This is a genomic window from Neorhizobium puerariae (assembly GCF_042429745.1).
GTDB classification, from domain to species: Bacteria; Pseudomonadota; Alphaproteobacteria; order Rhizobiales; family Rhizobiaceae; genus Neorhizobium; species Neorhizobium puerariae.
In genome coordinates, this window is sequence record NZ_JBHMAA010000008.1 from 206,689 (window position 1) to 233,462 (window position 26,774).

Sequence of the window (26,774 nt, forward strand, 5' to 3'; positions counted from 1 at the left end):
TGGCCGGCGCTTGACGCGCCAGCCAAGGCCACCCGGAGCGGCGTCGGACCTTCGGCGGCTTCGGCCCGTTCTGCCGCACGGGATCGGCCCCCACTCAGGTCGAGTGGGGGAGCGAGGCGGGTTGCGAGGCCGGGTTTTCCGCGCCGGCCCCGGTCTTTTGCGACTTCACCCGGAACAGCTTCAGCACGAAGACGAAGAAAGCCGGCACGAAGAAGATCGCCAGCACCGTCGCCGAGATCATCCCGCCGAGCACGCCGGTGCCGATCGCGTTCTGGCTGGCGGCGCTCGGCCCGGTGGCGATGGCCAGCGGGACGACGCCGAGCGTGAAGGCGAGCGACGTCATGATGATCGGCCGGAACCGGATACGCGCGGCCTCCACCGCCGAATCGACCAGCGATTTGCCTTCCGCAAAGTAGTCCTTGGCGAATTCGACGATCAGGATGGCGTTCTTTGCCGAGAGCCCGATGATCGCGATCAGGCCGACCTTGAAGTAGATGTCGTTCGGCATGCCGCGCAGCATCACCGCAAGCACCGCCCCCATGACACCGAGCGGCACCACGAGCATGACCGACAGGGGGATCGACCAGCTCTCGTAGAGCCCCGCCAGCAGCAGGAAGACGAACAGGATGCTGAGCCCGAACAGGATCGGCGCCTGGTTGCCCGAGGTGATCTCCTCCAGCGACTGACCGGTCCACTCGAAGCCGAAGCCTTCCGGCAGCTCGGAGGCGAGCCGCTCCATCTCCGCGATCGCGGCGCCCGAGGAGACGCCCGGCGCGGGTTCGCCGGAGATGCGCACGGTCGGATAGCCGTTATAGCCGACGATCTGGGCCGCCCCCTTTTGCCATTCGGAGATCGCGAAGGACGACAGCGGCACCATTCCGCCATGCACATTGCGAACGTTCAGCTTCAGGAGGTCCTCGGATTGCAACCTGTCATTGTCCTGCGCCTGCACGATCACGCGCTGCATGCGGCCCGTATTCGGAAAGTCGTTGATATAGGCCGATCCGAGGTTTGCGGTGATGGTGTCGTTGATATCGGCAAAGGTGACGCCGAAAGTATTGGCCTTCTCGCGGTCGATGACCAGCAGAAGCTGCGCGGCGTCGGGCATTCCCTCCGGCCGGACACCGACGATCCGGCCGGATTGCGAAGCCTTCGCCATCAGTTCTCCGGCCGCCGTATTCAGCGCGGCCTGGCTGTTGCCGCCGCGATCCTGCAGGCGGAAGGTAAAGCCGTTCGACGTGCCGAAGCCCTCGATCGGCGGCGGGGAAAGCGCGAACGTCGTCGCATCCTTCAGCGCGAAGAGCTGCATGTTGGCGCGATTGGCGATCTCCTGCGCGCTGTTGCCTTCGCCGCGCTCGGCCCAGTCCTTCAGCGTCACGAACACCAGCGCCGCATTAGGGCCTGTGCCGGAGAAGCTGAACCCCTGGATCGCGACGATGTTCTCGACGGCCGGTTCGGCTCGAAACACCTTCTCGATCTGCTCCAGCGAGGCGAGGGTCCGGTTGCGGCTTGCCTCCGGCGGGCCCTGCACGTCGACGATCAGGAAGCCCTGGTCCTCGTTCGGAACGAAGCCGCCCGGAAGATTGACGAACATGTAGCCGAGCCCGACGACGAGCGCGAGATAGACCACCATCATGCGTCCGGCCCTGCGGGCCATGCCCATGACGCGGTTGGAATAGCCGTTCGTCAGGCGGGTAAAGCTCCGGTTGAACCAGCCGGCGATGCCGCCCTTTTCATGGTGCCCCCTGGGGATGGGTTTCAACAGCGTGGCGCAGAGCGCCGGCGTCAGCGAAAGCGCCAGGAAGGCGGAGAACAGGATCGAGACCACCATCGTCAGGCTGAACTGGCGATAGATGATGCCGGTCGAGCCGGGGAAGAACGCCATCGGCACGAAGACGGAGGCAAGGACCAGCGTAATGCCCAGGATGGCGCCGGTGATCTGCCCCATGGCCTTGCGTGTCGCCTCCCTCGGCGACAGGCCCTCTTCGGCCATGATGCGCTCGACGTTTTCGACGACGACGATCGCATCGTCGACGAGAATGCCGATGGCCAGCACCATGGCGAACATGGTGAGGACGTTGATGGAGAAGCCCGTCGCCAGCATGACCGCCAGCGTGCCGAGCAATGCGACCGGCACCACCAGCGTCGGGATGAGCGTGTACCGGAAGTTCTGGAGGAACACGAACATCACCACGAAGACGAGGATGACCGCCTCGATCAGGGTGTGGATGACCTTCTCGATGGAAGCCGAGACGAACGGGCTCGTGTCGTAGGGCACGGAATATTCGATACCCTGCGGGAAGAACCGCGACAGTTCCGCCATCTTGGCCTTCACGGCCGCTGCGGTCGCGACGGCATTGCCCGTCGAGGAGAGCTGGACGGCGGCAGCCGCGGTGGGCTGGCCGTTCAGGCGGCTGGCGAAGGTATAGGTCTCCGCGCCCACCTCGATACGGGCGACATCGCGGAGGCGAACGGTCGATCCGTCCGGGTTGGCGCGCAGGATGATGTCCCCGAACTGCTGCGGATTGCTCAACTGCCCCTGCACCAGCACGGTCGCCGTCAGATCCTGGCTGACGGGGTTGGGCGCGGCGCCGATCTGGCCGGCGGCCACCTGCGCGTTCTGGGCTGCGATCGCGGCGCTGATATCGGCCGTCGAGAGATTGAGGCCGACCATCCTGTCGGGATCGATCCAGACGCGCATGGCGCGCTGCGCGGCGAAAAGCTGCACGCGGCCGACGCCTTCGATGCGCCGAAGCTCGCCGAGCACGTTGCGCGTCATGTAGTCGCCGAGCGCGACTTCATCGAGCTGGCCGTCGGCCGAGTTGAGCGACACGACCATCAGGAAGCCGGCCCCGGCCTCCTCGACATTGATGCCCTGCGACTTCACCGACTGCGGCAGGCGCGGTTCGACGCGGCGGATGGCGTTCTGCACGTCCACCGAAGCCTGGTCGATATCCGTTCCCGCCGCGAACGTCACGGTGATGGTGATGTAGCCGGAGGCGTCGGACGTGGATTCGAAATACATCAGGCCGTCCACGCCGTTCAGCTCTTCCTCGATCTGGCGCGTCACGCCCTGATAGATTTCCTGCGGCGAGGCGCCGGGATAGTTGGTCGAGACCGTAAGCTGCGGCGGCGCGACCTTGGGATATTGCGCGACCGGCAGGAAAGGCAGGGCGATGACGCCCGCAAGCGAGATGAAGATCGCGAAAACCCAGGCCAGGATCGGCCTGCCGATGAAGAACTGGGCCATCACTTCACCTGCTTGTCGGACTGTGCGGGCGAAGCGTCGGCGGCAAGCGGTTCGGGAACGACCTTGCCGCCCGGCTGCGCCTTCTGGGCCCCGTCGACGATGACCTGCTCGCCGTTCTTCAGCCCGGCTTCGACCACCCATTCATTGCCGATCGCCTCGCCGAGTTCGACCTTGCGAAGCTCGGCGGTCGCATCCTTGGTCACGACATAGACCTGGGCCTTGCCATCCGGCGAGCGGACGACGGCGCGCTGCGGAATGGCGATCGCCCCCTGGCGAACCGCCTGTTCTGCCCTGACGCGAACATACAGTCCGGGAAGCAGATCGCCCTTCGGGTTGGGGAATTCCGCGCGCAGGGTCACCCGGCCGGTGGTCGCGTCGACCATGGCGCTGGCGAAGAGAAGCCGCCCGGGCTGGGAATAGACGCTTCCGTCATCGAAGACGAGCTCGACGCGTGCCTGGCCCGGAGCCGGGCTTTCGAGCTTGCCTTCATCCACGGCGCGCTTGAGCGAAAGCAATTGCGACGAGGACTGGGTGAAATCCGCATAGACCGGATCGATCTGCTGGATCAGCGCGAGATTCTGCGTGCCGTCGGCGGTCACCAGCGCGCCTTCGGTGACGAGCGCCGCCCCGATGATCCCGGTGATCGGCGCACGCACCTCGGTATAGTCGAGATTGATCTTCGCCTCGTCGAGCGCGGCTTCGGCCGCCGCCACGTCGGCCTCGGCCTGGGCGAGCGTCACCGCGGCCGTGTCGTATTCGATGCCGCTTGCGACATTGCGCTCCCGGAGCGTCTTCTGCCGCTCGAGCTGCTGCTGGGCGTTGGCGCGCGTCGCCTTCGCCTTCTGCAGCGCCGCCTCGGCACTGGCGACGCGAACGCGAAACAGCTTCGGATCGATCCGGTAGAGCACGTCGCCTTCCTTGACGAGCGCGCCCTGCTCGAACACGCGTTCCTGCAGAATGCCCGAAACGCGCGCGCGGACTTCCGAAACCCGCGTCGCAGCGATGCGGCCGGGCAATTCGCTGACCACCGGAACGGCGCGCTCCTGCAGGGTCAGGACGCTGACGGCCGGGGGCGGCATCTCGCCCCATTGCCCGAAGGCGGGACCGCCCGTCATCATCAACATCGATGCGACCAGCATCCAGGCGCTACGCCACGGCCGCAATCTGGCAAACTCTTTCATTCCAATCACCTGCAGGTCAGTTGGGGTTCGAACCCGCCGGTGGCGGGTCGCAATATGTGGAAATCAGCCGGGTTCGGGAAGGCTGGTGAAAATCATCCTTATGCCTTCGAGGATCACGGCCCGCTCCGCCTCGTCCCAGCGATGGAAGTTGAACAGTTCGAGACAGGTGAACCCGGTGAGACAGAGATAGGCGAGCAGGGCCGCCTGCGGCCTGTCCGTCGCCCGGATCGCGTTCAGGTCCTCCGCGAACCATGCGCGCGTATGATCCCGCAGCTCCCCCTCGCTCGACATCGCAGCGCTGACGGCAAGCGCCACGGCGGTGTCCGTCTCGCTCGGAACATCCGTCGCCAGCGCAATCCTTCCGAAGAGTTCCGGGTGCGGCGTATCCCTGCAAGCCTCCACGGCCGCGAGCGTTTTCACCTTCTCCGCCTCGATCTTCCGGTCGATCAGGGCCTCGAGCAGGCCTGCCTTGGACTTGTGATCGTAGACGACGCGCGACTTGCTGACGCCCGCCTCCTTGGCGACGGCGTCGATCGACAGCCCGGCCGCGCCGAGCCGCACTACGACCCGCTCCGCCGCATCGAGTATGTCGTCAACCGTGATCTTCCTGTCCCGCGCCAAAGCCGCTCCTTCGATGGAAAGGGGTTCCTGTACGATCGTTCTGTAATTTGGATACTTATACGAACGTTCGATCTTTTATCAAGTGGAAATTTCGCGTTTCCGCTGTGTGGCATAGGAAACCCGCGCGGAGCGCATGCCGGCTTTCCGGCCCCGTTCCCGTTTTTCCAGCCGGCGCGGCAAAACCATTCTAAGGGCGCCGCGATCTTTGCCATTATCTTCTTTGTCCAGAAATTTCATAGACTTTAGCGTGTAGGCCACGATCCGCCCGCGCGAAGCCGCCGCCGCGGAACGTCCGATGAAGCTGCGCATGGAGAACAGGCTCATGACCATTCACGCAACGCCGGTCGAGACCGAGGCATCGCTGCCGGTGCTCGACCTCTCCCGATTCCGTGCCTCGCCGGGCGAGCGGCAGGCCTTCGTTGCCGAACTGCGCACGGTGCTCCATGACCACGGCTTCTTCTACCTCAGGGGGCACGGGGTCGATCCGAAGCTGATCGATGACGTGACCGCGACGGCAAAGCGCTTCTTCGCCCTGCCGGCGGAGGAGAAGCTGAAGATCGAAATGGTCAAGTCACGCCATTTCCGCGGCTACAACCGCGCGGGCCAGGAGCGCACGCGGGGCGAACAGGACTGGCGGGAACAGCTCGACATCAACACGGAGGGAACGGCCGTCGAGATCGGCCCCGATACGCCCGCCTGGAAACGCCTGCTCGGGCCGAACCAGTGGCCGGAGGCCCTGCCGGAGCTCAAGCCCCTGCTGCTGGCCTACCAGGCCGAGGTCACCCGGATCGGTATCGACATCCTGAAAGCGATCGCCACCGCGCTCGGCCAGCCGGAAAACGCCTTCGCCGAAATCTACGAACCGCAGCCTTCGCAACTCCTGAAGATCATCCGTTATCCCGGCCGCGACGTCGCCGGGAGCGACCAGGGCGTCGGCGCCCACAAGGACGGCGGCTTCGTCACCGTCCTGCTTCAGGACGTGACGCCGGGCCTGCGCGTCCGCACGGAAGACGGCGTCTGGATCGACGTCCCGCCGATCCCCGGCACGTTCGTCGTCAACACCGGCGAACTGCTGGAACTCGCGACCAACGGCTTCGTGCGCGCCGACGTGCACGATGTCGTGGCCCCGCCGGCCGGTGTCGAGCGCTTCTCCGTCGCCTTCTTCCTGGGCTCGCGTTACGACGCGGTCATCCCGGTCATCGAACTGCCGGACGAGCTGAAGCGTGCCGAGCGCGGCATTTCGGTCGATCCGCTGAACCCGATCTTCCGCGAGGTCGGCCAGAACCATCTGAAAAGCCGCCTGCGCTCCCACCCGGACGTGGCGCGCGCGCACCACGCCGACCTCCTGCCGCCGGAACAGCCACCGGCGTGACGGGGTCGCGGCCGAGAGGCGCAATCCGGACACAGCTTTGGAACAATAACAGGAACGGGGCCGGGGCCGGAAGGCCCCGTTCGACATTGCCGGCGCCGTCGCCACCATGCCCCGATCTCCAGGACAGGGAAAATCCATCCTGACCAAAGCCGCACCGCGGGTTTTTTATCCCATCGCGGGGCCGTAATACTAAAATTATAGATTTTTCTTCTCGAAACCGACAATCCGCAGGTTGATCTTCCCACAGATTAATATATGCTTTTTGTAGAAAACAAGGTCGCAAGGGACCAATGATATGGCTGGATTTTCCACATTACCGACATTCTCGGCAGGAAGCCGTATCGACCTTTCGCGCGCAGCTTGTTGTCGCTTCTCCATGTCCCGAATGCGGGCCTCCGGCGCGAGCCCCGAAAACATTCCGAGATCAGGCCCCACAGGGCGGAGAAGCGAAAATGCACAGACAAGTCATTGAACACGGCGGCATACCGGTCGGAATCGCCGTTCCCAGCAACGGCAGGCTTCGGTTCATCGCCGTGAAATTCCACGTCATCGACCTGGACAACCGCCATTTTGCAAGCGTCGGCGAACTGAAAGCCGCCATCCACGACCATCTCAATCCCCTCGCGGCACTTGCCGCCTAGCGGCTGGATGCCGGTGCGTGAAACATCGCATCCGGCAACGGTGGCAGGGCTGACCGCAAGGCCGGCCGGAAACGGTATCGTCCATCGGGCATGGCACCGGAAAGCCGCCTTCCGGCAGGAAGGCTCCGATGCCTGCGACGGGTGAGAGGAAACCGGCTCCCGCTCTCCGGAATCCGGCGCATGCCGGCCTGACCGGAGCGTCGATGGAACGGCCTAAAAGGCTTTCCCGCGGCGGGGCTCATCCTTGGTATAAGATTTCCCCCGGGCGGTGACGATTGGATGACACGGCCTGCCCTTCCGCCCAGCAAATGTATAGTCTTTCTACAGTTTTCTCGGAGTCCACGATGCCAGCGCAGACGGCGGAAATCATCGACTTGCAGGCCTACCGGCAATCACGCAACAAACCGGCGCACGATGCGCGGACCACGGAGACGCAGGCGTCTTTCGTCATGCATCCAGTGCTGATGTGGGTGCCTTTCTGGGGGATCGTCCCGGTCATGGCCATGGGTGTTGCGGCACATGGTGCCTGAGCGGCCGCTTTCCTTCGAAAGCGATAGCCGGGACGGCGCCGACGAAATCACCACCCGTACCGGGCAGAACCTCCGCCGTCTTCGCACCCGCCGCGGTTATTCCCTGGACAGGCTGGCGAAGATCGCGGGCGTCAGCCGCGCGATGCTCGGCCAGATCGAGACCGGCAAGAGCAGCCCCACCCTCAGCATCCTGTCCAAGATCGCCGCCGCCCTCGACATTCCCTGCGCCGCCCTCATCGCGGACCGCGAAAGCAGCCCGATCATCTGCATAACGCGGGCCAGATCGAAAATCCTCTCGTCCTCCGAGGGCCGGTTCCAGACACGGGCGCTTTTTCCCTTCGAGGGCGAACGCAAGGTGGAATTCTACGAACTCAGGATTTCCCCCCACCATGCCGAAAATGCCGATGCGCATCACCCCGGCACGGTCGAGAACCTGGTCGTCGCCCAGGGCACGGTCGAAATCATCGCGGGAAGGCAGCCGCCGCATATCCTCGGCGAAGGCGACGCCATCCTCTTCGAAGCCGACGTGCCGCATATCTACCGGAACATGACAGGCACCGAAGCGATCCTCTACCTCGTGACGACCTACCCCGAAGAAGTCCGCGTGTGATGCGAAAAAGCCCGCTCGGGAGCGGGCTTTCTGAGACTGGCGGCATCGGCCCGGAAACCGGAACCGGCTTTCGGAAAGCACGCTGCGTCGATTCAAGAGGCTGGAGCGTCCTTCATTCGTCCATCCGGACGCGCGCGCTCCAACGGCAGGCTTCGCTTCTCAGGCGGCCATCGTGCAGCACATCATCATGCCGCCGCACATCATCATCATCGGCATGCCGCCGGACATCATGGACATCATGCGCTTGCAGCAATCCATGAACATGTCCTTGTCCATGCCTTCCATCGGCTTCATTTCGCAGACCATGCCCTCGGCGGTCATGGTGCACTTCATCATGCCCATCATCATCATCGGCATCATCATGGGCATGCCGCCCATCATCGGCATCATCATGTTGTTCATCATGGGCATGCCCATCATCGGCATCATTCCACCCATCATCGGGTTCATCGCGCCCATCATCGGGTTCATGGCATTCATCATCGGCATCATGTTCATGGCGGGGTTCATGGTCTCTCTCCGGATCAGCATCGATTGATTTCAAGCATCGGCTGAGATGGCGATAAAAGAACCAAGGAATCCGATCAACAGAGAAAAACATACCTGATATTTTTCCTCCAATAGAACGGATTACCGACACCGAAACCTGTTCGATCCCGCTGTTATAACGGATTTCCCTCCACCATGTTGGAAAGCCTCCGCCCTCGCCGGCTCGTTTCCGGCAAGGCGCCGGGCCGCGGCCGCGAGAAAACGAATCCGCGCGCGGAAGTCCCCGGACAGCCACCCGTCTGCGCCAGCCGGTGCGGCCGTCGGCGTTTCAATTGAGGCGCGCCTGCGTCTCCTTGTCGAAAAGGTGCAGATGGGACGGGTCGAGATGCAGGGGAATCGCCTCTCCCGGATGGAGCGGCACGCGGCTGTTGAGCACGACGACCAGTTCCGGCTGCGTCGCGGTCGCGACATAGGTCACGGCGCCGGTGCTTTCCACGCCCCCCACCGGCAGGCGGAGCGTCGCGTCCGCCTCGCCGGCAAGCTGCAGGTGCTCCGGCCGGATGCCCACGACCAGCGCCCGGCCGGGCGCGATCGCCGCCGGCGCGTCGACCTTGTGCGGCGTTCCGAGATCGAGGATCAGCGAATGTCCGTCCTCCGCCACGACGGCGGGCACGAAATTCATCGCCGGCGACCCGATAAAGCCCGCCACGAACTGGTTTGCCGGCCGGTCGTAAAGTTCAAGCGGCGCGCCCTGCTGCTCGATGACGCCCTGGCGCATGACGACCACGTGGTCGGCCATGGTCATCGCCTCGATCTGGTCATGGGTGACATAGACCGATGTCGCGCCCAGCCGGTCGTGAAGCGCCCGGATCTCCTTGCGCATGTGGACGCGCAGGGCCGCGTCGAGGTTGGAGAGCGGTTCGTCGAAGAGGAAGGCCTTGGGATTGCGGATGATCGCCCGGCTCATCGCCACGCGCTGCCGCTGGCCGCCGGAAAGCTCGCGCGGATAACGCCCGAGAAGGTTCGAAAGGCCAGTCGTCGTCGCCACCTCCTCCGCCTTGCGCTTCGCCTCCGCCTTGCCGACGCCGCGCATCCTGAGACTGTAGGTCAGGTTCTCCTCCACCGTCATGTGCGGATAGAGCGCGTAGGACTGGAAGACCATGGCGAGATCCCGCTTGCGGGGCGGCACACCGTTCATCCGGGCGCCGGCGATGACAAGGTCGCCGGCGGAGATGGTTTCGAGCCCGGCCAGCGAGCGCAGCAGCGTGGACTTGCCGCAGCCGGAAGGGCCGACGAGCGCCACGAAGGAGCCCTTGCGGATCTTCAGGTCGATATCCCTCAGGGCATGATAGGCTCCATAATATTTGTTGACACCTGTCAACTCGATCTGGTGCTCGGTCATTTGAGGGCTCCCGACGTCAGGCCGGACACGATCCGGCGTTGCAAGAGAACGAAAATGGCAAGGATCGGCGTCACATACATCGCGGCATAGGCCATGATGTTGTTCCACTCGTTGGTGTTCGGCCCCATGAAGGAATTGAGCCCGACGCTCGCCGGCTGGAATTCGATCGCCTGGATCATCGACTTCGAATAGACGAACTCGCCGAAGGCCTGCATGAAGATCAGGATAGCGCTGACGAGGATGCCGTTGCGGGCGAGCGGCAGGACGATGTGGAAGAAAGCCCCGAAGCGGGAATTGCCGTCGACCAGCGCCGCCTCCTCCAGCTCCATCGGCACGCTCATGAAGGTCGCCCGCACCAGGACGACGAAGAAAGGCATGCTTTTCGCCGCGATCGCCAGGATGACGGCGGTGCGCGGATAGTCCAGCAATCCGAGCTGCGAGAAGCCGACGAAGATCGGCGTGATCATCAGCGAGGCCGGCAGCACCTGCAGCATCAGGATCAGGAACAGGCCGATATCCACCCAGACGTTGCGATAGCGGGCCAGAACATAGGCGCAGCCGGTGCCGAGGATGACGATCAGCGAAACGGCGCCGGAGGCGATGACCAGCGAATTCCAGAGATAGCGGCCGACATTGCGGCTTTCCCAGACCGAGCCGTAGATGCTCCATTGCGGATCGGAGGGCCAGAACGACGGCGGCGAGGCGAACATCGCCGACCCGGTCTTCAGCGCGGTCGCGTACATCCAGTAGAGCGGGAAGAGGTAGACCGCCGCGAGCAGGAGGGCGGCCACCAGCATGAACTTGTCGCGAAGGGCAAGGCTCATCCGCGCACCTCGTGCCGTGTCGAACGGACATAGACGACCGACGCGAACATCACGAAGACGATCATGATGACGGAGATCGTCGCCCCTTGCGCGAAGTCGTACTGGCGGAAGGACAGGTCCCATGCCCAGTATTGCGCGACGTTGGACGAATTGTTGGGACCGCCGGCGGTGATCGCGGCAAACAGGTCGAACTGCTGCAGCGTGAAGATCAGGCCGAGCGAGACGATCGCGCCGATCGTGGAGCGCATCATCGGCAGGGTGATGGTGAAGAACCGCTGGATGACGTTGGCGCCGTCGAGCTCGGCCGCCTCGTAAAGGTCCTGGGGAATGGCCGAGAGGCCAACCGAAAGCAGGATCATGTTGAAGGAAATGCCGAGCCAGATATTGGCGATGACCACGGCCCAGAGGGAGAAGGCAGGATCGGACCGCCAGAAGATATTGCCGGAAATGACGCCCCAGTCCCGCAGCAGGTAGTTCAGCACGCCGAAATCGCCGGAGAGAATCCAGTTCCAGAGGGCGCCGACGACCAGCCCCGGCATCACCCAGGACACGAGGAACAGCCCGCGCAGCCAGGAGGAGCCGGGAAACCCGGTCCAGAAGAACAGCGCCAGCGCGAAACCAATGGTGAACTGGCCGGCGATCGACGCGACCACGAAGATCGCCGTATTCCCGAGGATCGGCCAGGTCTCGGGCAGTGAAAACAGGGTGACGTAGTTCCTGAACCCCACGAACGGCCGCGCGAACGTCCCGAGGCTGAACATGTCCACCTCCTGGAAGCTCATCACGATGTTGTAGATGAGCGGCAGGCCCGCCATCGCGAACAGGAAGGCAAGCGGCACGGAGACGAGGCCGATATCGAAACCGCGTCCGTCGCTGATGGAAAGGAGCAATCGTCTCATGAAACCTCCGGATCGGCGCCGCCTTCCGGTCCGGAGCCGCGCGGCAAGCGCGACGACCCCGGCCGGGAGGAAAGGTCAGGTGCCGGCCTGTCTCACGACAAGCCGGCCCGATGGCTTAACCAAGCACGGCCTTGATCTTCTTGTCGGCCTGGTCGAGAGCTTCCTGCGCGCTCATCTGGCCGGTCAGCGCCGCCTGGATGGCGTCCTGGATCGCCTTGGAGATCTTCGGCCAGGCGGGATGCGGCCCGCGCGGCTGGGCGTATTTCAACTGCTCCTGGAAGACCTTCAGGCCGGCGTCCTTCAACGGCTGCCCGGTCGGCGGGATGGCGAGATCGGAGCGGGCCGGAAGCTGGCCGAAGTCCTTGAACATCCGGTTGTCCTGCGAGACGAAATATTCCAGCACCTTGAAGGCTTCCCTGGGGTGCTTCGTGTTGGCGAAGATCGCCCAGTTGAAGTCGCCCATGGCCGACGAACGCCTGGCGCCCGGCTCCGGTAGCGGCAACAGCGCCACGCCCCAGTCGAACTTCGCTTCCTTCACCATGCGGTCCAGCTCCCAGGGGCCGGAAATCGCCATCGCCGCATTGCCGGAATTGAAGGTGCCGGTCGAATCCCACTGGCTGCGTGTGAGCGTGTCGCGGGAAGCAAGCTTCTCGTCGATGATCGTCTTCCAGGTCTCGAGCGCCTTCACCGCGCCCGGCGCGTTGATCTTGTCATAGCCTCCGCCGCCCATCTGCGCCCAGGGCAGGAACTGGAAGGTTCCCTCCTCGTTCGCCTTGGCGGAGAAGGTGATGCCGTAGACATTCTTCGCCGGATCGGTGAGCTTGCGGGCCATATCGACCAGTTCCGCCCAGGTCTGCGGCGGCTTGTCCGCATTGAGCCCCTTCGCCCGGAACATGTCCTTGTTGTAGTAGAGCGCGATGGTGTTGGTCGCCTTCGGCACGCCGAAATAACGATCGTTCCACGTCACCGACTTCAGCGGGCCGGGATAATAGCTGGCCGGTTTCACGACGCTCGACTGCGCGATCATGTCCGTCAGGTCGAGGAACGCGCCGCGTGACGAAAACAATGCATGTTCCGGATTGTCCACGGCGATGATGTCCGGCGCCTGCCCGGTCGAATAGGCGCGCATCGCCTCGCTCACCACGTCGTCGAACTGGATCTGGCGATATTCCACCGTGATCCCGGTCTTCAGGGTGTTGAAATCCTTGATGAGGTTCGGAGCCGGCTGAATGTCGCGGTCGAGCGACCAGACGGTGATTTTCACATCCTCGGCGCGGGCCGAGACATAAGACGCCGACACGCCGGCAACCGCGAGCGCGCCGATCAGGGCCAATTTGCGAATACCCATGCTCTCCTCCTTCAGGTTGTGCTCCCGGCGGCGGCCTCCTCCAGGCCGCAACAGGCGAGCGGTTGCGTCAGACCGGGTCGATGACGAAATCACCGCCCCGGCAGGACTTCAGATAGTTCAGCGCATGCACCTGCCCGGTCATTTCCAGCTCGTCGCGGTAGACGGGATCGTGCCAGCCCTCGATGTCGATCGAGCCCGACCAGCCCGCGAGGCGCAGTTCGGAAATGACGTCGGTCCAGTTCGTATCGCCGAAACCCGGCGTGCGCATGAAGACGAAGGGATGCTTGCCGAAAATCCCGTGCTCGCGGATGACGTCCCGGCGGATGGTCGCGTCCTTGCCATGGACGTGGAATATCTTCGGCGCCCATTTGCGGATCTGCGGCAGCGGCTCGATGAGATAGACCATCTGGTGGCACGGCTCCCATTCGAGGCCGATATTGTCGTCCGGCGTCTCGTTGAAGATCAACTCCCAGGCGTCCGGATTGTGGGCGATGTTCCAGTCGCCGGTCTGCCAGTTGCCGTCCATGGCGCAGTTCTCGAAGGCGATCCTGACGCCCTTGTCCGCCGCCCGCCGCGCCAGCTCGCTCCAGACCTGGCGGTAGCGCGGCAGGCTTTCCGGGATTGGCCGCCCCCGCAATCGTCCGGTGAAGCCCGCGACGCAGGTGGCGCCGAAATGGTGGGCGTTGTCGATGCAATCCTTCCAGCCCTGCAGCGTCTGCCGGTCGATGTCGGTCTCCTCCAGCGGATTGCCGAACATGCCGAGCGCCTGGATGGCGATGTCGCGGTCGCCGATGGCGTCACGGCAGCGCTTGCCGAGTTCGGCAAGGTCCTGACCGTTGGTCGTCTGCCAGAAGAACGGCTGGAAGCTCTCGAACCCCATGTCGGCGATCTGGGCGATGCGCTCCGCCGCGCCCCCCTTGGTGCCGCGGATCATGGTGCCGATACGGATGGATTTGGCCGGGTTGCTCACTGTTGCTGATCCTCACACTTGAATGGTGACGGGCTGGCCGGTGCGCGCGCTCTCGATGGCGCCGAACACCATGGCCAGGCTGTTGATGTTGTCGAAACCGGCCGTTTCGGGCGGCCGGCCGGACCGGACCGCCTCCAGAAAACCGGCGATCACGCTCGCATGGCCGTGTGTTTCCGCCTCGCGCGGCGGCGCCGGCACCTCGACCGGCCGGTGGCCGCGCAGCAGCCCCTCCCCTTCGCCGGCAACCGCCGCCTCGAAGGTCTCCTCGCCGTCCCAGGTGAGCATGCCTTTCGAGCCGACCAGCCGCCAGGCGCTTTCCCAACTCGTGCGGCGGCCCTCGGCGCACCAGGAGCCGCGATAGGTGAAGGCGACATCGTCGGAAAACCGGAATATCGCGTTCGCGGAAGCGCCATGGGCATACCAGGAGCCGGCGGGGTTGGTTTCGAGGCAATAGACCGAGAGCGGGCGCTTGCCGCTGACGAAACGGGCCGCATCGAACGTGTGGATCGCCATGTCGAGCAGCAGGACGTTGTCCATCCGCTCGCGGAAGCCGCCGAAATGCGGGGCCAGAAAGAAATCGCAATGGATGCCGGTCAGCTCGCCGATCGCGCCGCTCTCGACAAGGCGGCGCATGCGGCGGACACCGGAAATGAACCGGCGGTTCTGCACCACGGCATGTATCCGCCCGGCCGTCCCGGCCAGCGCGACCAGCTCCCGCGCCTCTTCGAGCGAGGCCGCCATCGGCTTCTCGCTGAGCACATGGCAGCCGTGCCTGAGTCCGGACGCGACGACGGCGCGGCGGGCGGGCGGCACGACGACATCGAAGAGCAGATCGGCGCCGGTCTCGTCCAGCACCCGGTCGAGATCCGTCCCGACAACCGCGTCCGTCAGGTCGAAAGCCTCGGCGAGCGACAGGGCGACCGAACGGTCGAGATCGACCAGCCCGACGATCGAGATGGCTTTGGCAAGCGCAGGCGTCGTCTTCAACGCCCGCATCCAGCCATGCGCCATGGCTCCGCACCCGCATAGAGCGGCCTTCAATGTCACGACAACCTCCTCGCCGGCGGCAGCCAGCACTCCTTCACTGGCTTCCGTAAACGTTTACGATCCTATTTACAGGCCATGGTCCTTGTCAATAGGATTTCCGAAAACGATTACGGTCTGATAGGACGGGCTTCATGAAGGGCATTCGGCGGCTGGCAGAACATCTCGACATTTCGATCGGCACGGTCTCCCGCGCGCTGAACGGCAAGCCGGACGTGAACGAGGAAACGCGCCGGCGCGTCCTCGAAGCCGCCGAGCGGCTCGGTTATGTCGCCAACCAGTCCGGCCGGGCGCTGCGCAAGGGCGCGACCGGGGTGATCGGGTTCATGATGCAGACCGGCCGCGAGATCACCGGCCAGGGCGACATCTTTTTCATGAGCGTGTTCGACGGGGTGCAGACCGTGCTCGCCCGCCACAAGCTCGATCTCGTCGCCCTGCTGTGTTCGTCGGAGGAGGACCCGGACGATTATCTGAAACGGATGGTCGCGCGCGGTTTCGCGGACGGCATCATCCTGTCGGCGACGCGCCGCCATGACGCCCGTTTCGAGTTCCTGGCCCGGCAGAAGCTTCCCTTCATCAGCCTCGGACGCAGCCTCACCGATGTCGGCCAGCCATGGATCGATCTGGATTTCGAGGGCATGGCGGACATGTCCGTCGAGCGCCTGGCGAAGGCCGGCCACCGCAAGATCGGTTTCGTCTGGCCGCACGGCGACCTCAATCTCGGCTACGTCTTCCTGGCGCGCTGCAGGGAGGCCCTGGCGCGTCACGGGCTGGCGCTCTCCGACGAATATGTCTTCCGCACCACTCCGAACGAGGCCGGCGGTTATGCGGTCGCCCGGCGGATCAGGGACAGCGGCGAGCCGCCGACGGCCATCATACTCATCAACGAAACGCTCGTCGCGGGGCTTTACCGCGGGCTGGAGGAGGTCGGCCTCAAGCCAGGGCGCGACATCGCCATCATCGGCCGGCAAAGCCCGCAGGCGCGGTTCCTTTCGCCGAGCCTGACGGGCTTCGAACTGTCCCTCAGGGATCTCGGCATCGCGCTTGCCGAAAGCCTGCTGTCGACCATGCCCGCCTATGCGGACCTTTACCCGCAGGCGGTGCGCCGGAAGCTCTGGCCGATGACGCTGGTCGAGGGCGAAAGCGCCTGAACCGGCGGGAGCCCGCCGCGTCGACCGGCGCTTTCAGGCGCTCAGTTCAGCGCGAGATCGAAAACATGGTGGTGGATACGGCCGTCGAACATTTCGAGCAGCCCCCTGGTCACCTCCCGGCTCTCGTAGCGCACCGGGGATTCGAGCGCGGCGGCAAGCGCCTCGCGGCTGTCGTACATGGTGGAGAGCACCATGGGATAAGCCGGCGCGCCCTCGTCCCGCTCGATATTGTAGAGCACGCGCACTTCCCTGACGCCGGGAAAGGAGAGCCATAGCGGCATCAGCTTGTAGGCGACGTAGGTCCTGAACTCCTCTTCCTTGCCCGCATGGATCGCACCTTCGAAAAAGGCCTGACGGATGATCATGACATGCTCTCCGGTCAGTTCACGGTGGTCGGCGGCTTTTCGCCGGCGAAATGAGCCGCGATGTTGGCAAGCACCAGCTCGCCCATGGCCACGCGGGTTTCGACCGTGGCGCTGCCCTGATGCGGCATCAGCACCGTGTTCGGCGCGGTGAGGAAATCCGCCCGGATATTCGGCTCGTCGAGGAAGACGTCGAGGCCGGCGGCGGCAATCGTGCCGTCGTTCAGCGCCGCGAGCAGCGCGTTCTCGTCGACGACGCTGCCCCGGGCGACATTGACCAGCACGCCCTTGCCGCCCAGCGCCTTCAGCACGCCGGCATCGACGATGTTCCGCGTGGCCGCGCTCGCGGCGATGCAGACGCACAGGATGTCGCTGTCTTCGGCCAGCGCCACCGGCGAGGCGCAGGATTTCCACGCCGTATCGGCCACCGGCGAACGGTTCCAGTAGCGAACGTCCATGCCGAAAGCCTCGGCGCGGCGGCCGAAGGCCTTGCCGATCTGGCCGAGGCCGAGAATGCCGACCTTCTTGCCCTTGGGGCTCGTGCCGAGCGGGAACGGCTCCCTGCCCCACCTGCCCTCGCGCACGAAACCGTCGCCCTTGGCGACGTGGCGCAGCACGGCAAGCGTCAGCGCCATCCCCAGATCGGCCACGTCGTCGGTCAGCACGCCCGGCGTCGTCGTGACGTCGATATTGCGGCCGCGGGCGAATGCCAGGTCCACCTTGTCGGTGCCGACGCCGTTGATGGCGATCACGCCGAGCGAGGGCATCTTCCCGATCCACTCGTTGGAGAGGCCCGAGCCGCCGCCCGTCGCGACGGCCCGGATATCCGGCAGCGCGGCTTCCAGAGACGCCCGGCCGGCGGGATCGTGCAGCCGGTGAACGGTATAGGCGGCCTCGAGCCGGTCCTCGACGAATTGCATCATCGGCTCCACAAGGAGGATATCTGGTTTCACGTCCAAAACTCCGTCTTTCGAAAATTGCACGGCTCAGGCGATCTGGCCGAGGAAGACCTTGAGGCGCTCGTTCTTCGGGTTGCCGAAGAACTCGTCCGGCGCGCCGACCTCCAGGATCTCGCCGCGATCCATGAAGATCACCCGGTCGGCCACCTGGCGGGCGAAGCCCATCTCGTGGGTGACACAGAGCATGGTCATGCCTTCGCGGGCGAGGTCGATCATCGTGTCGAGCACTTCCTTGACCATTTCCGGGTCGAGCGCCGAGGTGGGCTCGTCGAACAGCATGATCTTGGGGTTCATGCAGAGCGCACGGGCAATCGCGACCCGCTGCTGCTGGCCGCCGGAAAGCTGGGCCGGATATTTTTCCGCCTGTTCGGGAATACGCACCCGTTCGAGGTACTTGCGGGCGGTCTTTTCCGCATCGGCCCTGGAAGCGCCGCGCACCTTCATCGGCGCCAGCGTGCAGTTCTCCAGCACCGTCATATGCGGGAAGAGGTTGAACTGCTGGAAGACCATGCCGGTCTCCTGCCGCACGATATCGACATTTTTGCCGCCGGCGGTCAAGTCATGGCCATCAACGACGATCCGGCCCTTCTGGATCGTCTCCAGCTGGTTGATGCAGCGGATCAGCGTCGACTTGCCGGAACCGGAGGGACCACAGATGACGATCCTCTCCCCCGGGTTCACCGAAAGCTCGATATCCTTCAGCGCGTGGAATTCGCCATACCACTTGTTGACGCCTTCCATGCGGACGGCCCAGGGGGAAACGGTGTCGGAAGCTCCCCGCTTGGCCGCGGCCGGTGCGTCTGCCTTTACCTCAGTCATGCGAGGAACTCCCTCCGGTCCTTACTTCTTTGCGTTGGCCACGAAATCCGGCAGCGGCGTGCCGAGCCACTTCTCGTGGATCTTGCCAAGTTCGCCATCGGCCTTGACCTTGTCGACGAAGGCGTTGACAGCAGTCAACAGCCCGGCCGAGCCCTTGCGGACGGCGATGCCCTGGACCTGCTGGCTGAGCTGGAGCTTCTGGTCGAAGCGGCCGGGCGCGGCCTTCTCGATCTGGGCGGCGACGACGTTCGAGACACCGATCAGCTGCACCTGGCCGGACAGCAGGGCCTGAATAGCGGTCGCATCGTCGTCGAAACGCTGAATCCTGGCGTCCTGAGGCGCGATGCTGGTCACGCCGGTATCCTGCGTCGAGGCGCGGGCGACGCCGATCGTCTTGCCGGAAAGGTCCTCCGGCTTGGAAACCTTGATGTCCTTGGCGCCGAACACGCCGATCGAGATGCCGGCATAGGGCTGCGAGAAGTCGACGCTCTTGGCACGTTCCTCGGTGATGCCGAGCGAGGCGACCAGCAGGTCCACCTGGTTGCTCTGCAGATACGGAATGCGGTTCGGGCCGGTGACCGGGACGATCTGCACCTTCACGCCCCATTCCTTGGCGAGCAGCCTGGCGACGTCCGCGTCATAACCGTCCGGTTCGTTGGAGGTATTCATGATGCCGAACGGCGGGAAGTCGACCAGCATGCCGATCTTCACCGTGCCTGCGGACTTGATGCTTTCGACGGTCTGCGCGGCCGCCGTCGAGGCCATGGCGCCGGCCATCAGGCCCACACCGATCGCGGCCACCACCATGCGTCTGGAAATATTCATCTTTCCTACCCTTTCTGTTGTGCCGGCTGCCTCCCTCCGGCTGGGGTCCCGTCAGCGTGTCGTCGCCCGGGAAAATCTCAGTTCCATGCGCCGCGCGAGCACCGACAGCGGCCAGCACAGCACGAAGTAGACCGCCGCCACCGTCGAGAAGACGAGGAAGGGGCTGAAGGTCGCGTTGTTGATGATCTGGCCCTGGCGCGTCAGCTCGGTAAAGCCGATGATCGCCGCGAGCGAGGTGCCCTTGATGAGCTGCACCAGGAAACCCACTGTCGGCGCCACCGCGACGCGGCTTGCCTGCGGCAGGATCACGTAGCGCATGCGGTTGTAGTAGCGCAGCCCGAGCGCGGTCGCCGCCTCCCGCTGGCCGGACGGCACCGCCTCGATGCAGCCGCGCCAGATTTCGCCGAGAAACGCGCTCGCATGCAGCGTGAGGGCGATCGCCGCGGCGATCCACGGATTGATGCCGAAGCCGAAGATGTTCAGCCCGAAGAAGACCAGGAAAAGCTGCATCAGCAGCGGCGTGCCCTGGAAGACGCGGATGAAGCCCGTCGCGAGACGCCGCGGCCATTTCACATCCGAAACACGCGCCAGCGCGATGAAAAGCCCCCCGAGACCGCCGCCGGCGAAGGCGATGGCGGAAAGGGCGATCGTCCATTGCGCGGCGAATACGATGATCCAGAATTCGTTCCAGCCGAAAGGCCTGATCAGCATGTCCTACCCCTCACCGGCTCAGCGGATATTTGAACGCGGCCTTCTCGATCGCCGAGAAGACCACTGAAAAACCCATGGACATGGCCAGATACATCAGCGTGATGACGATATAGACCTCGAAACTCGCGAACGTCGCCGACTGCAGGTCGTTTCCGGCAGCGGCGAGGTCGTCCGCGGAGATCGCCGAAACGACGCTGGAGGTCAGCATCAGGTAGATGAACTGGCTCGTCAGCGCCGGATAGACCGTGCGCAGCGCCGGTTTCATGATGATATAGCGGAAGACCTGCAGCTTCGAGAGGCCGAGCGCCGTGCCGGCCTCCACCTGCCCCTTGTGGATGGATTCGATGCCGGCGCGGATGATTTCCGTGCCATAGGCCCCGAAATTGACGACGAGCGCCAGAAGCGCCGCGCTGTTCGGCGTCAGCCGCAGGCCGAGCGACGGCAGGCCGAAGAAGATGAAGAAGATCTGCACCAGGAACGGCGTGTTGCGGATGACCTCGATATAGGCGTCGATCAGCCAGCGCAGCGGCGCGACGCCGGAGGTCTTGCCCCAGGCGCACAGGACCGAAAGGACCAGGCCAAGGACCATCGCCGCGCACGAGAGCTGGATCGTCAGCCAAGCGCCGAACAGGAGCTTGTCGAACCCGGCGAGCACGGGCTCGAAGTTGAAATCGTACAACTTGGGACCTCCCCAACGATTGTCGAACGGGTTCCGCTCCTCTGCGGCAACCGTTCATTTAGATCGATCTAAAAGCTTTTCCACCGGGCGTCAACCGGCAATCGGCAAGTTGTCACGGGGCGGGAGGCCGGACAGGCCCGCAGGACTGGCGGACATGGAGCCGGGTCTCCATCACAACCCTGCGGGGCGGAAGCAGCGGATCGGCCAGCCGGTCGAGCAGCAGCCGGGCGGCGGTTTCCCCGATCGCCTCCGGGGCCGTGGAAACGGAGGTGAGGCGCGGACGGATCACCTCGGCCTCGGCCACGTCGTCGAAGCCGATCAGCGAAAAAGTCTCGCCGACCTTCAGCCCGAGATCGTGAAGGCCAGCGGAAAGACCGAGCGCGATGACGTCGTTGAAGCAGATCACCGCAGTCGGCTTTTCGGGCGTTTCGAAGAGCAGGTGGGCGGCACCGGGAATCCGGGCGGTCTGGTAGGGAACGCGGATGATCCGCTCCGGGTCGAGCCCGCGCGCCAGCATGGCATCCCGAAACCCCTCGACGCGCTCCAGATAGGCGGAATGGACCGGCCCGTGGACCGCAAAGGCGATCCTCTCGTGACCGAGGGAGGCAAGATGATCCACGGCCTGCCGCATGCCGCCGGCATAGTCCGCGCCGGCATAGTCGATCCCCTCGGAGATGTGGCGAAGCACCTGGACAAGCGGCAGGTTCCACTCGTCGACGCGTTCCAGGAATTCCGGCGCCGTGCCGGCCGCCGGGCAGAAGATGACGCCGTCGACCCCATGCTCGCGCATCCGCCGCATCACCATGTCCTGCCGCTCGACGAGGTCGCCGCTTTTCGCGAGGATCACCACCATGCCGGCGGAATCGATCGCCGATTCGATGCCGGCCAGGAGTTCCGCGAAGAAAGGGTTCATCAGATTCGGCACGATGACGCCGACCGTATGGCTGCGTTCCGCCCGCAGCCGCGCCGCGCCCATGTTGTAGACATAACCGAGTTCGCGCATCGCCGCCTCGACGCGCGCCCGCGTTTCGCTGCCCACCAGCGGGCTCTTGCGGATGACGAGCGAGGCCGTGGCGCGCGAGACATTGGCTCGCTGCGCCACATCGAGAAGCGTCACACGGCTTTTCTTTCGATCTTCGGATGGCATGCGGAGTCACTTACAGCATCGGCCCGAGAATCGGAATCGATTTTCGGAAAGCCCGATGCATGGATTCAATGGGTTAGAGCGCCGTGCCTATTCCGGTATCGCCCGCCGCCGGGCCTGGTCGAAATGTAGCATGACAGCGGAGCGCCTCCGGCTTATAAGTGGAGTCAGAAATTCATGTAAGGACATTCCCATGCCTGAGGCGACCGCCATCGTGCCGACCGAGCACGGCTCGAAATATCTCCAGCAACTCTGCAAGCACTTCGCCCACAAGATCGAGGTGAGCTATACGGAAACCCATGGCGAATGCACGTTCGCCTGCGGCAAGGGCATTCTCGACGCGGATGCTTCCGGCCTGACGGTCGTCGCCACGGCGCCGGACCGGGAACAGCTCGAACAGACGAAATCGGTGATCGAATCCCATCTCGTCCGCTTCGCCTTCCGCGAGGAGCTTGCGCCGCTCCCCTGGCGAGATGCGGCCGCCGCCTGAGCTATTCGGCGGCAGGCAGGCCTTCCATCTCCGTGAGAAAGGCAAACTCCCCGGCCAGCGTGGGTGCGCAGGCGACCACGGGACCGCCGCGCCGAAGGAGCTCGCCCAGCCGCGGCACGGCAACCGCCGCGCCCGCTTCCGAGGCGATCAGCACGCCGGCCAGCATGTCCCAGGCGGACAGGTGCCGCTCGTAATAGAGGTCGGAAATGCCTTCCGCGACCCGGATGAGGCCGATCGCCGCGGCCCCCATGCGGCGATAGTCGATGCCGCGCTCGTACAGCCTGCGGGAAATGGCGAGATAGTCCTCGAAATCGGTGCGGCGGGAATGGCCGAGGATGGCGATCGCCTGCGCCGGATCGCTGGTTCTGGCGGCCGCGATCGGCCGGCCCTCCTTGAAGGCGCCCTGCCCGCGGATCGCATGGAAGACCCTGTCCTGCGCCGCATCGTAGATCACCCCGACCAGGATCTCGTCGCCGGCGACGAAGGCGATCGATACGCCCCAATGGCGGAAGCCGCGGATGAAATTCGTCGTGCCGTCGATCGGATCGACCACCCAGGTGCCGCCCTCGTCCACGCTCTCCCCGGAACGGCCGCCCTCCTCCCCCATGAAGGAATCGCCGGGAAATTCAGTAAGCAACACGCTGCGGATCGCCTGTTCGGCGCGCTTGTCGGCAACGGTGACGAAATCCTGCAGGCCCTTGTTCTCGATGCCGAGCGTCTCCGGCAGCGCCTCGGCCCGGAAGGCCGCGGCTTCCTTGCCCACCCGCCGGGCCAGCGCGATCGCAGCCTCGGCGCGGGACTGCAATGATGAAATATCGAATGGCATTTATGCACTTCTTCTCTTGATCAGCGTCACGGGGGTGAACTCCACTCGCGCGACCGCATCCGGCTCGGATATGCGGCTCACGAGCAGGTCGATCACCTGTTCCGCCTGCACGTCGCACGGCTGCAGGAAGGTGGTGAGCTCATAGGCGCTCCAGCTTGCCTGGGGAATGTCGTCATGGCCGACGACCCGGACCGCTCCGCCGCCCCGCCCCGCCTTCGCAAGCCCGTCGAGCACGCCGCAGGCCATGTAGTCGTTGACGCAGAAGACGCCGTCGATCCCGAGATCGACGAGCGCCGGCGCCGCATCGTGGCCGTGCCGGTAGTCGTTGATCGCGACCGGCACCAGCGGCGCCTCGATCCCCAGCATCTGGCAGCGGGCGAGGAAAGCCTCGGCGCGGCGGCGCGAGGAATAGGAAACGGCCGCGCCAGCCACGACCGCGAGCCTTTTCGCGCCGGCTTCCAGAAGATGGTCGGCCGCGATGTAGCCCGACATCCGGTCGTCCGAGACGACGCGGTCGACGAAGGGGAAATCCTCGCCCTTGTTGATCAGCACGATCGGCACGCCCTCGGCCGCGCATTCCTCGAAGATATGCGAGGGCGGCGCGTCGGAGGTGATGATGACGCCCGAAACCGCATAGTGCAGAAGCTGGCCGATGACGGTCGCGCTGTCCGCCTCCTTGGAGGTCGGCAGCAGGATCGGCCGGTAATTGCGGGCGATCAGCGCGCGGGCGAGATGTTCGAGCTGCTGGGTGCGGAACGGGTTGTCGAGGCCGGCGGCGACGAGACCGACGAAATCGGAGCGCTTGTTCGTCAGGCTGCGGGCAAGATAGTTCACCCGGTAGCCGAGTTCCTTGGCGGCCTGGTAGACCTTCTGCCGCGTCTTCTCCGAAACGCTGGCATCCGGCGTGAAGGCGCGCGACACTGCGGCGCGGGAGACACCCGCGGCCCGCGCCACATCGAAGGACGTGACCCGGCGCGGCTCGCGGGAAGCGCCGTTGCCCTCCCTCGGACGCATCAGGTCCGGCAGGTCGGTGCAGATGCCGAGAACCGGCAGGACCATGATGTCCTTCAGCACCTCCGGCCGCTCCTCGTGCCAGAGCACGAGTTCCCTGCCGTCGGCGAAGGCCTTTTCGACCAGTTCCTCGGTAACGAAGTCCTGCGGCGTGTCGCTCGCCCGCTCCCAGCACAGATGCAGGATATCGGCTCCCGATTCCTCGCCCAGCGCGTGCGGGTCCGCCCCGACGCGGATCAGCACGGAGAGCGGATAGTCGCAACCCATGTCGCGCAGCTCGCGCACCTGGGCGACGTCGAAGGAACCGAGGCAGGCGAAACGCTGCTCCATCTCCTTCAGGTGCCGCCAGCAGAGCGGGCCGGTGCCCGGCCGCTTCAGCTCCACATAGAGCCCGCAACCGGTCTCGCGGCCGAGCGCCGCCACTTCCTCGAAGCTCGGAACCTCCGGCACGGCGGCCCTGAGTTCGGCGAAACTCATCTTCGAGATGTGGAGGTCCCGCTGGAAGACCCGCTGCAGATGGTCGTCATGGGACACGACGACCACGCCATCCGCGGTCATCTGGGTATCCAGCTCCCACATCTCGGCGCCGAACTCGGCGGCGCGGCGGAAAGCGGCGAGCGTGTTTTCGCGTTCATGGCCGCTCGCGCCGCGATGGCCGATGCAGAACGGCAGCCTGCCCCTGTTTTCCGGCCAGCCGAAACGGCTGAAGAAAGCGGAGAAATCCCGTGACATCAGAGCCTCCCTCCGTCCTCGGCAAAGGCAAGGACCGATCCCGTATCCAGGTTCCAGCGCACCTGGTCGCCCAGCTTCACGTCGTTGCGCGCCGGCTGGATCGAACGCAGCACCGAGCCGTCCGGCAACGCCACGTCATAGAGGTTCTCGCGACCCTGCGTTTCGGCAAACACAACCCTGCCCTCCACCGCCACGTCACCCGCAAGGCCGAAATGTTCGGGGCGGACGCCGAGCGTCAGGGGCGTGCCGTCCGCAAGTCCGGAGAGCTCCGCAAGCGGCAGGCGCAGGCTGCCATCGGCGAGCACGAAAGCCCCCTGCGCCGCCCTGCCCTTGAGGAAGGAGATCGGCGGATTGCCGAGGAAGCCCGCGACGAAGGAGGTGCGCGGATTGCTGTACATATCGGTCGGCGTGTCTATCTGGATGATCTCGCCCGCCTTCATGATGGCGATCCGGTCGCACATGGACATCGCCTCCACCTGGTCATGGGTGACGAGGACCGCCGTGATGCCGGTTTCCAGCTGGATGCGGCGGATTTCGGAGCGCATTTCCAGCCGGAGCTTCGCGTCGAGGTTCGCCAGCGGTTCGTCGAGCAGCAGCACGTCCGGCTTGCGGACGAGCGCGCGGGCGAGCGCGACGCGCTGCTGCTGGCCGCCCGACAACTGGCCGGGCCGCCGTTCGAGCAGTTCGGAAATATGCGTCAGCCTGGCGATGGCCCGCACCTCGCGGTCGATATCGGCCTTGCTGTCCTTGCGGACGGTCAGCGGAAAGGCGATGTTGTCGAAGACGCTGAGATGCGGATAGAGCGCGTAGTTCTGGAACACGACGCCGACATTGCGCTTCTGGCTCGGCAGGCCGCTGACGTCGCGGTTGCCGAACAGGAGCTCTCCCCCGTCCATGCGGTGGATGCCGCAGATGGCAAAGAGCGTCGTGGACTTGCCGCAGCCAGACGGACCGAGAAGGGCGAGCATCTCGCCGTCGTTGATCGTCAGGTTCATCTTGTCGATGACCGGCACGCCATCGAACGTCTTGGTGAAATCGCGGATCGAGATCTGCATCAGCCTTTGGTGCCTCCACCGAAGATATTCATGAGCCGGTTCTGGAAAACGATGAAGAGCGCGAGGATCGGCAACGTGTAGAACAGCCCGACGGACTTGAAGATGTTGAAGTTGTAGGTGCTGGAATTCGGGTCCGAGACCGTGTTGAGGTACATGGACAGGACCTCGAAATTGGCGGATGGCGCGAGGATGCGCGGCAGCATGTATTCGCTCCAGCCGTCGATGAAGGCGAAGATCGCCAGCGACAGCAATCCCGGCTTCACCTGCGGCAGGATCAGCCGGCGCCAGACCGTGAAGCGGCTTGCCCCGTCCTGCACGCCGGCCATCTCGATCTCCCAGGGCACGGCGTCATAGAAGCCCTTCATGATCCAGATGCCGAAGGGCAGCATCAGGCTGGATTTCACCAGGATGACGCCGGTCAGCGAGTTGTAGAGCCCGGCGAACTGCAGGACCAGGAAGACGCCGATGATCAGGGTGACCGACGGGAAGGCATGCATGACCATGACGCCGGACAGGACGAAACGCCGGAACGGCAATGCCAGCCGCGACAGCGCATAACCCGCGGTCGCCGAAACGCTGACGACGATCACCACCATGCTGATGGCGAAGAGGAAGGTCGTCAGCGTCGGCTTCCACACATCGCCGGTGATCGACGGGTCGATGAGGAACCGCCAGTGCTGCAGGGTGAACTCGTTGGGAAGGATCGATCCGGGCGACGCATTGGTGAACGTGTCGACGACCAGGAAGAGGTACATGGCGGCGAGCGGCAGGCTGAGCACCAGAAGCAGCAGGACGATGGGCCAGGCGGCGAAATTGCGTGTCATGTCCG

28 protein-coding genes and 1 pseudogene are annotated in these 26,774 nt (G+C 64.6%); 6 read left to right on the forward strand and 23 right to left on the reverse strand.

Going from position 1 to position 26,774, the window contains the following annotated elements; all coding sequences use genetic code 11:
* Positions 1-94: 94 nt before the first annotated feature.
* The 4 genes from ACFFP0_RS06330 to ACFFP0_RS06345 all read right to left on the reverse strand — a co-directional run bounded on the left by ACFFP0_RS06330 (position 95) and on the right by ACFFP0_RS06345 (position 5,376).
* Positions 95-3,250 carry a multidrug efflux RND transporter permease subunit gene (locus tag ACFFP0_RS06330; protein WP_377257752.1) on the reverse strand — a complete coding sequence of 1,052 codons (3,156 nt, stop codon included), beginning with the start codon at positions 3,248-3,250 and terminating at the stop codon, positions 95-97.
* Positions 3,250-4,389, reverse strand: coding sequence for an efflux RND transporter periplasmic adaptor subunit (locus ACFFP0_RS06335; protein ID WP_377258732.1), 1,140 nt, complete (start codon positions 4,387-4,389; stop codon positions 3,250-3,252). Before ACFFP0_RS06335 ends, ACFFP0_RS06330 begins: the two co-directional genes overlap by 1 nt.
* A gap of 105 nt (positions 4,390-4,494) precedes the next feature.
* On the reverse strand, positions 4,495-5,052 hold the full coding sequence (locus ACFFP0_RS06340; protein ID WP_377257754.1) for a TetR/AcrR family transcriptional regulator: 558 nt from the start codon (positions 5,050-5,052) through the stop codon (positions 4,495-4,497).
* A gap of 78 nt (positions 5,053-5,130) precedes the next feature.
* Positions 5,131-5,376, reverse strand: coding sequence for a hypothetical protein (locus ACFFP0_RS06345; RefSeq protein WP_377257756.1), 246 nt, complete (start codon positions 5,374-5,376; stop codon positions 5,131-5,133).
* Between ACFFP0_RS06345 and ACFFP0_RS06350 the strand changes: the two genes are divergently transcribed.
* The 4 genes from ACFFP0_RS06350 (at position 5,375) to ACFFP0_RS06365 (ending at position 8,205) form a co-directional block, all read left to right on the forward strand.
* The gene (locus ACFFP0_RS06350; protein ID WP_377257758.1) at positions 5,375-6,424 is read left to right on the forward strand and encodes an isopenicillin N synthase family dioxygenase; all 1,050 of its coding nucleotides are present in this window, start codon (positions 5,375-5,377) and stop codon (positions 6,422-6,424) included. The genes ACFFP0_RS06345 and ACFFP0_RS06350 overlap by 2 nt on opposite strands.
* Before the next feature lie 452 nt (positions 6,425-6,876).
* Positions 6,877-7,065 (forward strand): hypothetical protein, encoded by a 189-nt coding sequence (locus ACFFP0_RS06355; RefSeq protein ID WP_377257760.1) that lies wholly within the window; start codon positions 6,877-6,879, stop codon positions 7,063-7,065.
* 344 nt (positions 7,066-7,409) lie between these two features.
* Positions 7,410-7,595 carry a hypothetical protein gene (locus tag ACFFP0_RS06360; protein ID WP_377257762.1) on the forward strand — a complete coding sequence of 62 codons (186 nt, stop codon included), beginning with the start codon at positions 7,410-7,412 and terminating at the stop codon, positions 7,593-7,595.
* The gene (locus tag ACFFP0_RS06365) at positions 7,585-8,205 is read left to right on the forward strand and encodes a helix-turn-helix domain-containing protein (RefSeq protein WP_377257764.1); all 621 of its coding nucleotides are present in this window, start codon (positions 7,585-7,587) and stop codon (positions 8,203-8,205) included. The genes ACFFP0_RS06360 and ACFFP0_RS06365 overlap by 11 nt, the downstream gene beginning before the upstream one ends.
* A 159-nt stretch (positions 8,206-8,364) precedes the next feature.
* Here ACFFP0_RS06365 and ACFFP0_RS06370 read toward each other — a convergent pair whose 3' ends face one another.
* The 7 genes from ACFFP0_RS06370 to ACFFP0_RS06400 all read right to left on the reverse strand — a co-directional run bounded on the left by ACFFP0_RS06370 (position 8,365) and on the right by ACFFP0_RS06400 (position 15,184).
* Positions 8,365-8,715 (reverse strand): hypothetical protein, encoded by a 351-nt coding sequence (locus tag ACFFP0_RS06370; protein ID WP_377257766.1) that lies wholly within the window; start codon positions 8,713-8,715, stop codon positions 8,365-8,367.
* A gap of 307 nt (positions 8,716-9,022) precedes the next feature.
* Positions 9,023-10,096 carry an ABC transporter ATP-binding protein gene (locus ACFFP0_RS06375; RefSeq protein WP_377257768.1) on the reverse strand — a complete coding sequence of 358 codons (1,074 nt, stop codon included), beginning with the start codon at positions 10,094-10,096 and terminating at the stop codon, positions 9,023-9,025.
* A complete protein-coding gene (locus tag ACFFP0_RS06380) occupies positions 10,093-10,920 on the reverse strand; it encodes a carbohydrate ABC transporter permease (protein ID WP_377257770.1) in 828 nt (275 codons plus the stop codon). Before ACFFP0_RS06380 ends, ACFFP0_RS06375 begins: the two co-directional genes overlap by 4 nt.
* Complete coding sequence (locus ACFFP0_RS06385) at positions 10,917-11,819, reverse strand: carbohydrate ABC transporter permease (RefSeq protein ID WP_377257772.1); 903 nt, start codon at positions 11,817-11,819, stop codon at positions 10,917-10,919. Before ACFFP0_RS06385 ends, ACFFP0_RS06380 begins: the two co-directional genes overlap by 4 nt.
* Before the next feature lie 115 nt (positions 11,820-11,934).
* Positions 11,935-13,167, reverse strand: coding sequence for an ABC transporter substrate-binding protein (locus ACFFP0_RS06390; protein WP_377257774.1), 1,233 nt, complete (start codon positions 13,165-13,167; stop codon positions 11,935-11,937).
* 67 nt (positions 13,168-13,234) lie between these two features.
* Positions 13,235-14,137 carry a sugar phosphate isomerase/epimerase family protein gene (locus tag ACFFP0_RS06395; protein ID WP_377257776.1) on the reverse strand — a complete coding sequence of 301 codons (903 nt, stop codon included), beginning with the start codon at positions 14,135-14,137 and terminating at the stop codon, positions 13,235-13,237.
* Between the two features lie 12 nt (positions 14,138-14,149).
* On the reverse strand, positions 14,150-15,184 hold the full coding sequence (locus ACFFP0_RS06400; RefSeq protein WP_377257778.1) for a Gfo/Idh/MocA family protein: 1,035 nt from the start codon (positions 15,182-15,184) through the stop codon (positions 14,150-14,152).
* Between the two features lie 131 nt (positions 15,185-15,315).
* Between ACFFP0_RS06400 and ACFFP0_RS06405 the strand changes: the two genes are divergently transcribed.
* Entirely contained in the window at positions 15,316-16,332 is a 1,017-nt protein-coding gene (locus ACFFP0_RS06405) for a LacI family DNA-binding transcriptional regulator (RefSeq protein WP_377257780.1), read from the forward strand.
* Between the two features lie 41 nt (positions 16,333-16,373).
* Here ACFFP0_RS06405 and ACFFP0_RS06410 read toward each other — a convergent pair whose 3' ends face one another.
* The 7 genes from ACFFP0_RS06410 to ACFFP0_RS06440 form a co-directional block, all read right to left on the reverse strand.
* Positions 16,374-16,697, reverse strand: coding sequence for a hypothetical protein (locus tag ACFFP0_RS06410; protein ID WP_377257782.1), 324 nt, complete (start codon positions 16,695-16,697; stop codon positions 16,374-16,376).
* A gap of 14 nt (positions 16,698-16,711) precedes the next feature.
* Positions 16,712-17,617 carry a 2-hydroxyacid dehydrogenase gene (locus ACFFP0_RS06415; RefSeq protein WP_377258735.1) on the reverse strand — a complete coding sequence of 302 codons (906 nt, stop codon included), beginning with the start codon at positions 17,615-17,617 and terminating at the stop codon, positions 16,712-16,714.
* A gap of 63 nt (positions 17,618-17,680) precedes the next feature.
* Entirely contained in the window at positions 17,681-18,472 is a 792-nt protein-coding gene (locus ACFFP0_RS06420; protein WP_377257784.1) for an amino acid ABC transporter ATP-binding protein, read from the reverse strand.
* 21 nt (positions 18,473-18,493) lie between these two features.
* Positions 18,494-19,297, reverse strand: a complete 804-nt coding sequence (locus ACFFP0_RS06425) for a transporter substrate-binding domain-containing protein (protein ID WP_377257786.1) — start codon at positions 19,295-19,297, stop codon at positions 18,494-18,496.
* 51 nt (positions 19,298-19,348) lie between these two features.
* Positions 19,349-20,005, reverse strand: coding sequence for an amino acid ABC transporter permease (locus ACFFP0_RS06430; RefSeq protein ID WP_377258738.1), 657 nt, complete (start codon positions 20,003-20,005; stop codon positions 19,349-19,351).
* 13 nt (positions 20,006-20,018) lie between these two features.
* Positions 20,019-20,687 carry an amino acid ABC transporter permease gene (locus tag ACFFP0_RS06435; RefSeq protein ID WP_377257788.1) on the reverse strand — a complete coding sequence of 223 codons (669 nt, stop codon included), beginning with the start codon at positions 20,685-20,687 and terminating at the stop codon, positions 20,019-20,021.
* 112 nt (positions 20,688-20,799) lie between these two features.
* On the reverse strand, positions 20,800-21,834 hold the full coding sequence (locus tag ACFFP0_RS06440; protein WP_377257790.1) for a LacI family DNA-binding transcriptional regulator: 1,035 nt from the start codon (positions 21,832-21,834) through the stop codon (positions 20,800-20,802).
* Between the two features lie 190 nt (positions 21,835-22,024).
* Between ACFFP0_RS06440 and ACFFP0_RS06445 the strand changes: the two genes are divergently transcribed.
* On the forward strand, positions 22,025-22,321 hold the full coding sequence (locus ACFFP0_RS06445) for a DUF2218 domain-containing protein (protein ID WP_377257792.1): 297 nt from the start codon (positions 22,025-22,027) through the stop codon (positions 22,319-22,321).
* A 1-nt stretch (position 22,322) separates the two neighbouring features.
* Here ACFFP0_RS06445 and ACFFP0_RS06450 read toward each other — a convergent pair whose 3' ends face one another.
* The 5 genes and pseudogenes from ACFFP0_RS06450 to ACFFP0_RS06470 form a co-directional block, all read right to left on the reverse strand.
* Positions 22,323-23,147 carry an inositol monophosphatase family protein gene (locus ACFFP0_RS06450; RefSeq protein WP_377257794.1) on the reverse strand — a complete coding sequence of 275 codons (825 nt, stop codon included), beginning with the start codon at positions 23,145-23,147 and terminating at the stop codon, positions 22,323-22,325.
* On the reverse strand, positions 23,148-24,161 hold the full coding sequence (locus ACFFP0_RS06455) for a LacI family DNA-binding transcriptional regulator (protein WP_377258741.1): 1,014 nt from the start codon (positions 24,159-24,161) through the stop codon (positions 23,148-23,150).
* Positions 24,153-24,890: pseudogene (locus tag ACFFP0_RS06460) on the reverse strand (glycerophosphodiester phosphodiesterase); the annotation flags it as partial. The gene ACFFP0_RS06455 and the pseudogene ACFFP0_RS06460, both read right to left, overlap by 9 nt.
* Positions 24,890-25,945, reverse strand: a complete 1,056-nt coding sequence (locus tag ACFFP0_RS06465) for an ABC transporter ATP-binding protein (protein ID WP_377257796.1) — start codon at positions 25,943-25,945, stop codon at positions 24,890-24,892. The pseudogene ACFFP0_RS06460 and the gene ACFFP0_RS06465, both read right to left, overlap by 1 nt.
* Positions 25,945-26,769 (reverse strand): carbohydrate ABC transporter permease, encoded by an 825-nt coding sequence (locus tag ACFFP0_RS06470; protein ID WP_377257798.1) that lies wholly within the window; start codon positions 26,767-26,769, stop codon positions 25,945-25,947. The genes ACFFP0_RS06465 and ACFFP0_RS06470 overlap by 1 nt, the downstream gene beginning before the upstream one ends.
* Between the last annotated feature and the right edge of the window lie 5 nt (positions 26,770-26,774).

Excerpts from the sequence above, each read along its gene's own strand:
- ACFFP0_RS06330 (WP_377257752.1), bottom strand. The coding sequence starts at position 3,250 with ATGGCCCAGTTCTTCATCGGCAGGCCGATCCTGGCCTGGGTTTTCGCG.
- ACFFP0_RS06335 (WP_377258732.1), bottom strand. The coding sequence starts at position 4,389 with ATGCTGGTCGCATCGATGTTGATGATGACGGGCGGTCCCGCCTTCGGG.
- ACFFP0_RS06350 (WP_377257758.1), top strand. The coding sequence starts at position 5,375 with ATGACCATTCACGCAACGCCGGTCGAGACCGAGGCATCGCTGCCGGTG.
- ACFFP0_RS06345 (WP_377257756.1), bottom strand. The coding sequence starts at position 5,376 with ATGAGCCTGTTCTCCATGCGCAGCTTCATCGGACGTTCCGCGGCGGCG.
- ACFFP0_RS06355 (WP_377257760.1), top strand. The coding sequence starts at position 6,877 with ATGCACAGACAAGTCATTGAACACGGCGGCATACCGGTCGGAATCGCC.
- ACFFP0_RS06360 (WP_377257762.1), top strand. The coding sequence starts at position 7,410 with ATGCCAGCGCAGACGGCGGAAATCATCGACTTGCAGGCCTACCGGCAA.
- ACFFP0_RS06365 (WP_377257764.1), top strand. The coding sequence starts at position 7,585 with ATGGTGCCTGAGCGGCCGCTTTCCTTCGAAAGCGATAGCCGGGACGGC.
- ACFFP0_RS06370 (WP_377257766.1), bottom strand. The coding sequence starts at position 8,715 with ATGAACCCCGCCATGAACATGATGCCGATGATGAATGCCATGAACCCG.
- ACFFP0_RS06375 (WP_377257768.1), bottom strand. The coding sequence starts at position 10,096 with ATGACCGAGCACCAGATCGAGTTGACAGGTGTCAACAAATATTATGGA.
- ACFFP0_RS06380 (WP_377257770.1), bottom strand. The coding sequence starts at position 10,920 with ATGAGCCTTGCCCTTCGCGACAAGTTCATGCTGGTGGCCGCCCTCCTG.
- ACFFP0_RS06385 (WP_377257772.1), bottom strand. The coding sequence starts at position 11,819 with ATGAGACGATTGCTCCTTTCCATCAGCGACGGACGCGGTTTCGATATC.
- ACFFP0_RS06390 (WP_377257774.1), bottom strand. The coding sequence starts at position 13,167 with ATGGGTATTCGCAAATTGGCCCTGATCGGCGCGCTCGCGGTTGCCGGC.
- ACFFP0_RS06405 (WP_377257780.1), top strand. The coding sequence starts at position 15,316 with ATGAAGGGCATTCGGCGGCTGGCAGAACATCTCGACATTTCGATCGGC.
- ACFFP0_RS06410 (WP_377257782.1), bottom strand. The coding sequence starts at position 16,697 with ATGATCATCCGTCAGGCCTTTTTCGAAGGTGCGATCCATGCGGGCAAG.
- ACFFP0_RS06415 (WP_377258735.1), bottom strand. The coding sequence starts at position 17,617 with ATGATGCAATTCGTCGAGGACCGGCTCGAGGCCGCCTATACCGTTCAC.
- ACFFP0_RS06420 (WP_377257784.1), bottom strand. The coding sequence starts at position 18,472 with ATGACTGAGGTAAAGGCAGACGCACCGGCCGCGGCCAAGCGGGGAGCT.
- ACFFP0_RS06425 (WP_377257786.1), bottom strand. The coding sequence starts at position 19,297 with ATGAATATTTCCAGACGCATGGTGGTGGCCGCGATCGGTGTGGGCCTG.
- ACFFP0_RS06440 (WP_377257790.1), bottom strand. The coding sequence starts at position 21,834 with ATGCCATCCGAAGATCGAAAGAAAAGCCGTGTGACGCTTCTCGATGTG.
- ACFFP0_RS06445 (WP_377257792.1), top strand. The coding sequence starts at position 22,025 with ATGCCTGAGGCGACCGCCATCGTGCCGACCGAGCACGGCTCGAAATAT.
- ACFFP0_RS06450 (WP_377257794.1), bottom strand. The coding sequence starts at position 23,147 with ATGCCATTCGATATTTCATCATTGCAGTCCCGCGCCGAGGCTGCGATC.
- ACFFP0_RS06455 (WP_377258741.1), bottom strand. The coding sequence starts at position 24,161 with ATGCGTCCGAGGGAGGGCAACGGCGCTTCCCGCGAGCCGCGCCGGGTC.
- ACFFP0_RS06465 (WP_377257796.1), bottom strand. The coding sequence starts at position 25,945 with ATGCAGATCTCGATCCGCGATTTCACCAAGACGTTCGATGGCGTGCCG.
- ACFFP0_RS06470 (WP_377257798.1), bottom strand. The coding sequence starts at position 26,769 with ATGACACGCAATTTCGCCGCCTGGCCCATCGTCCTGCTGCTTCTGGTG.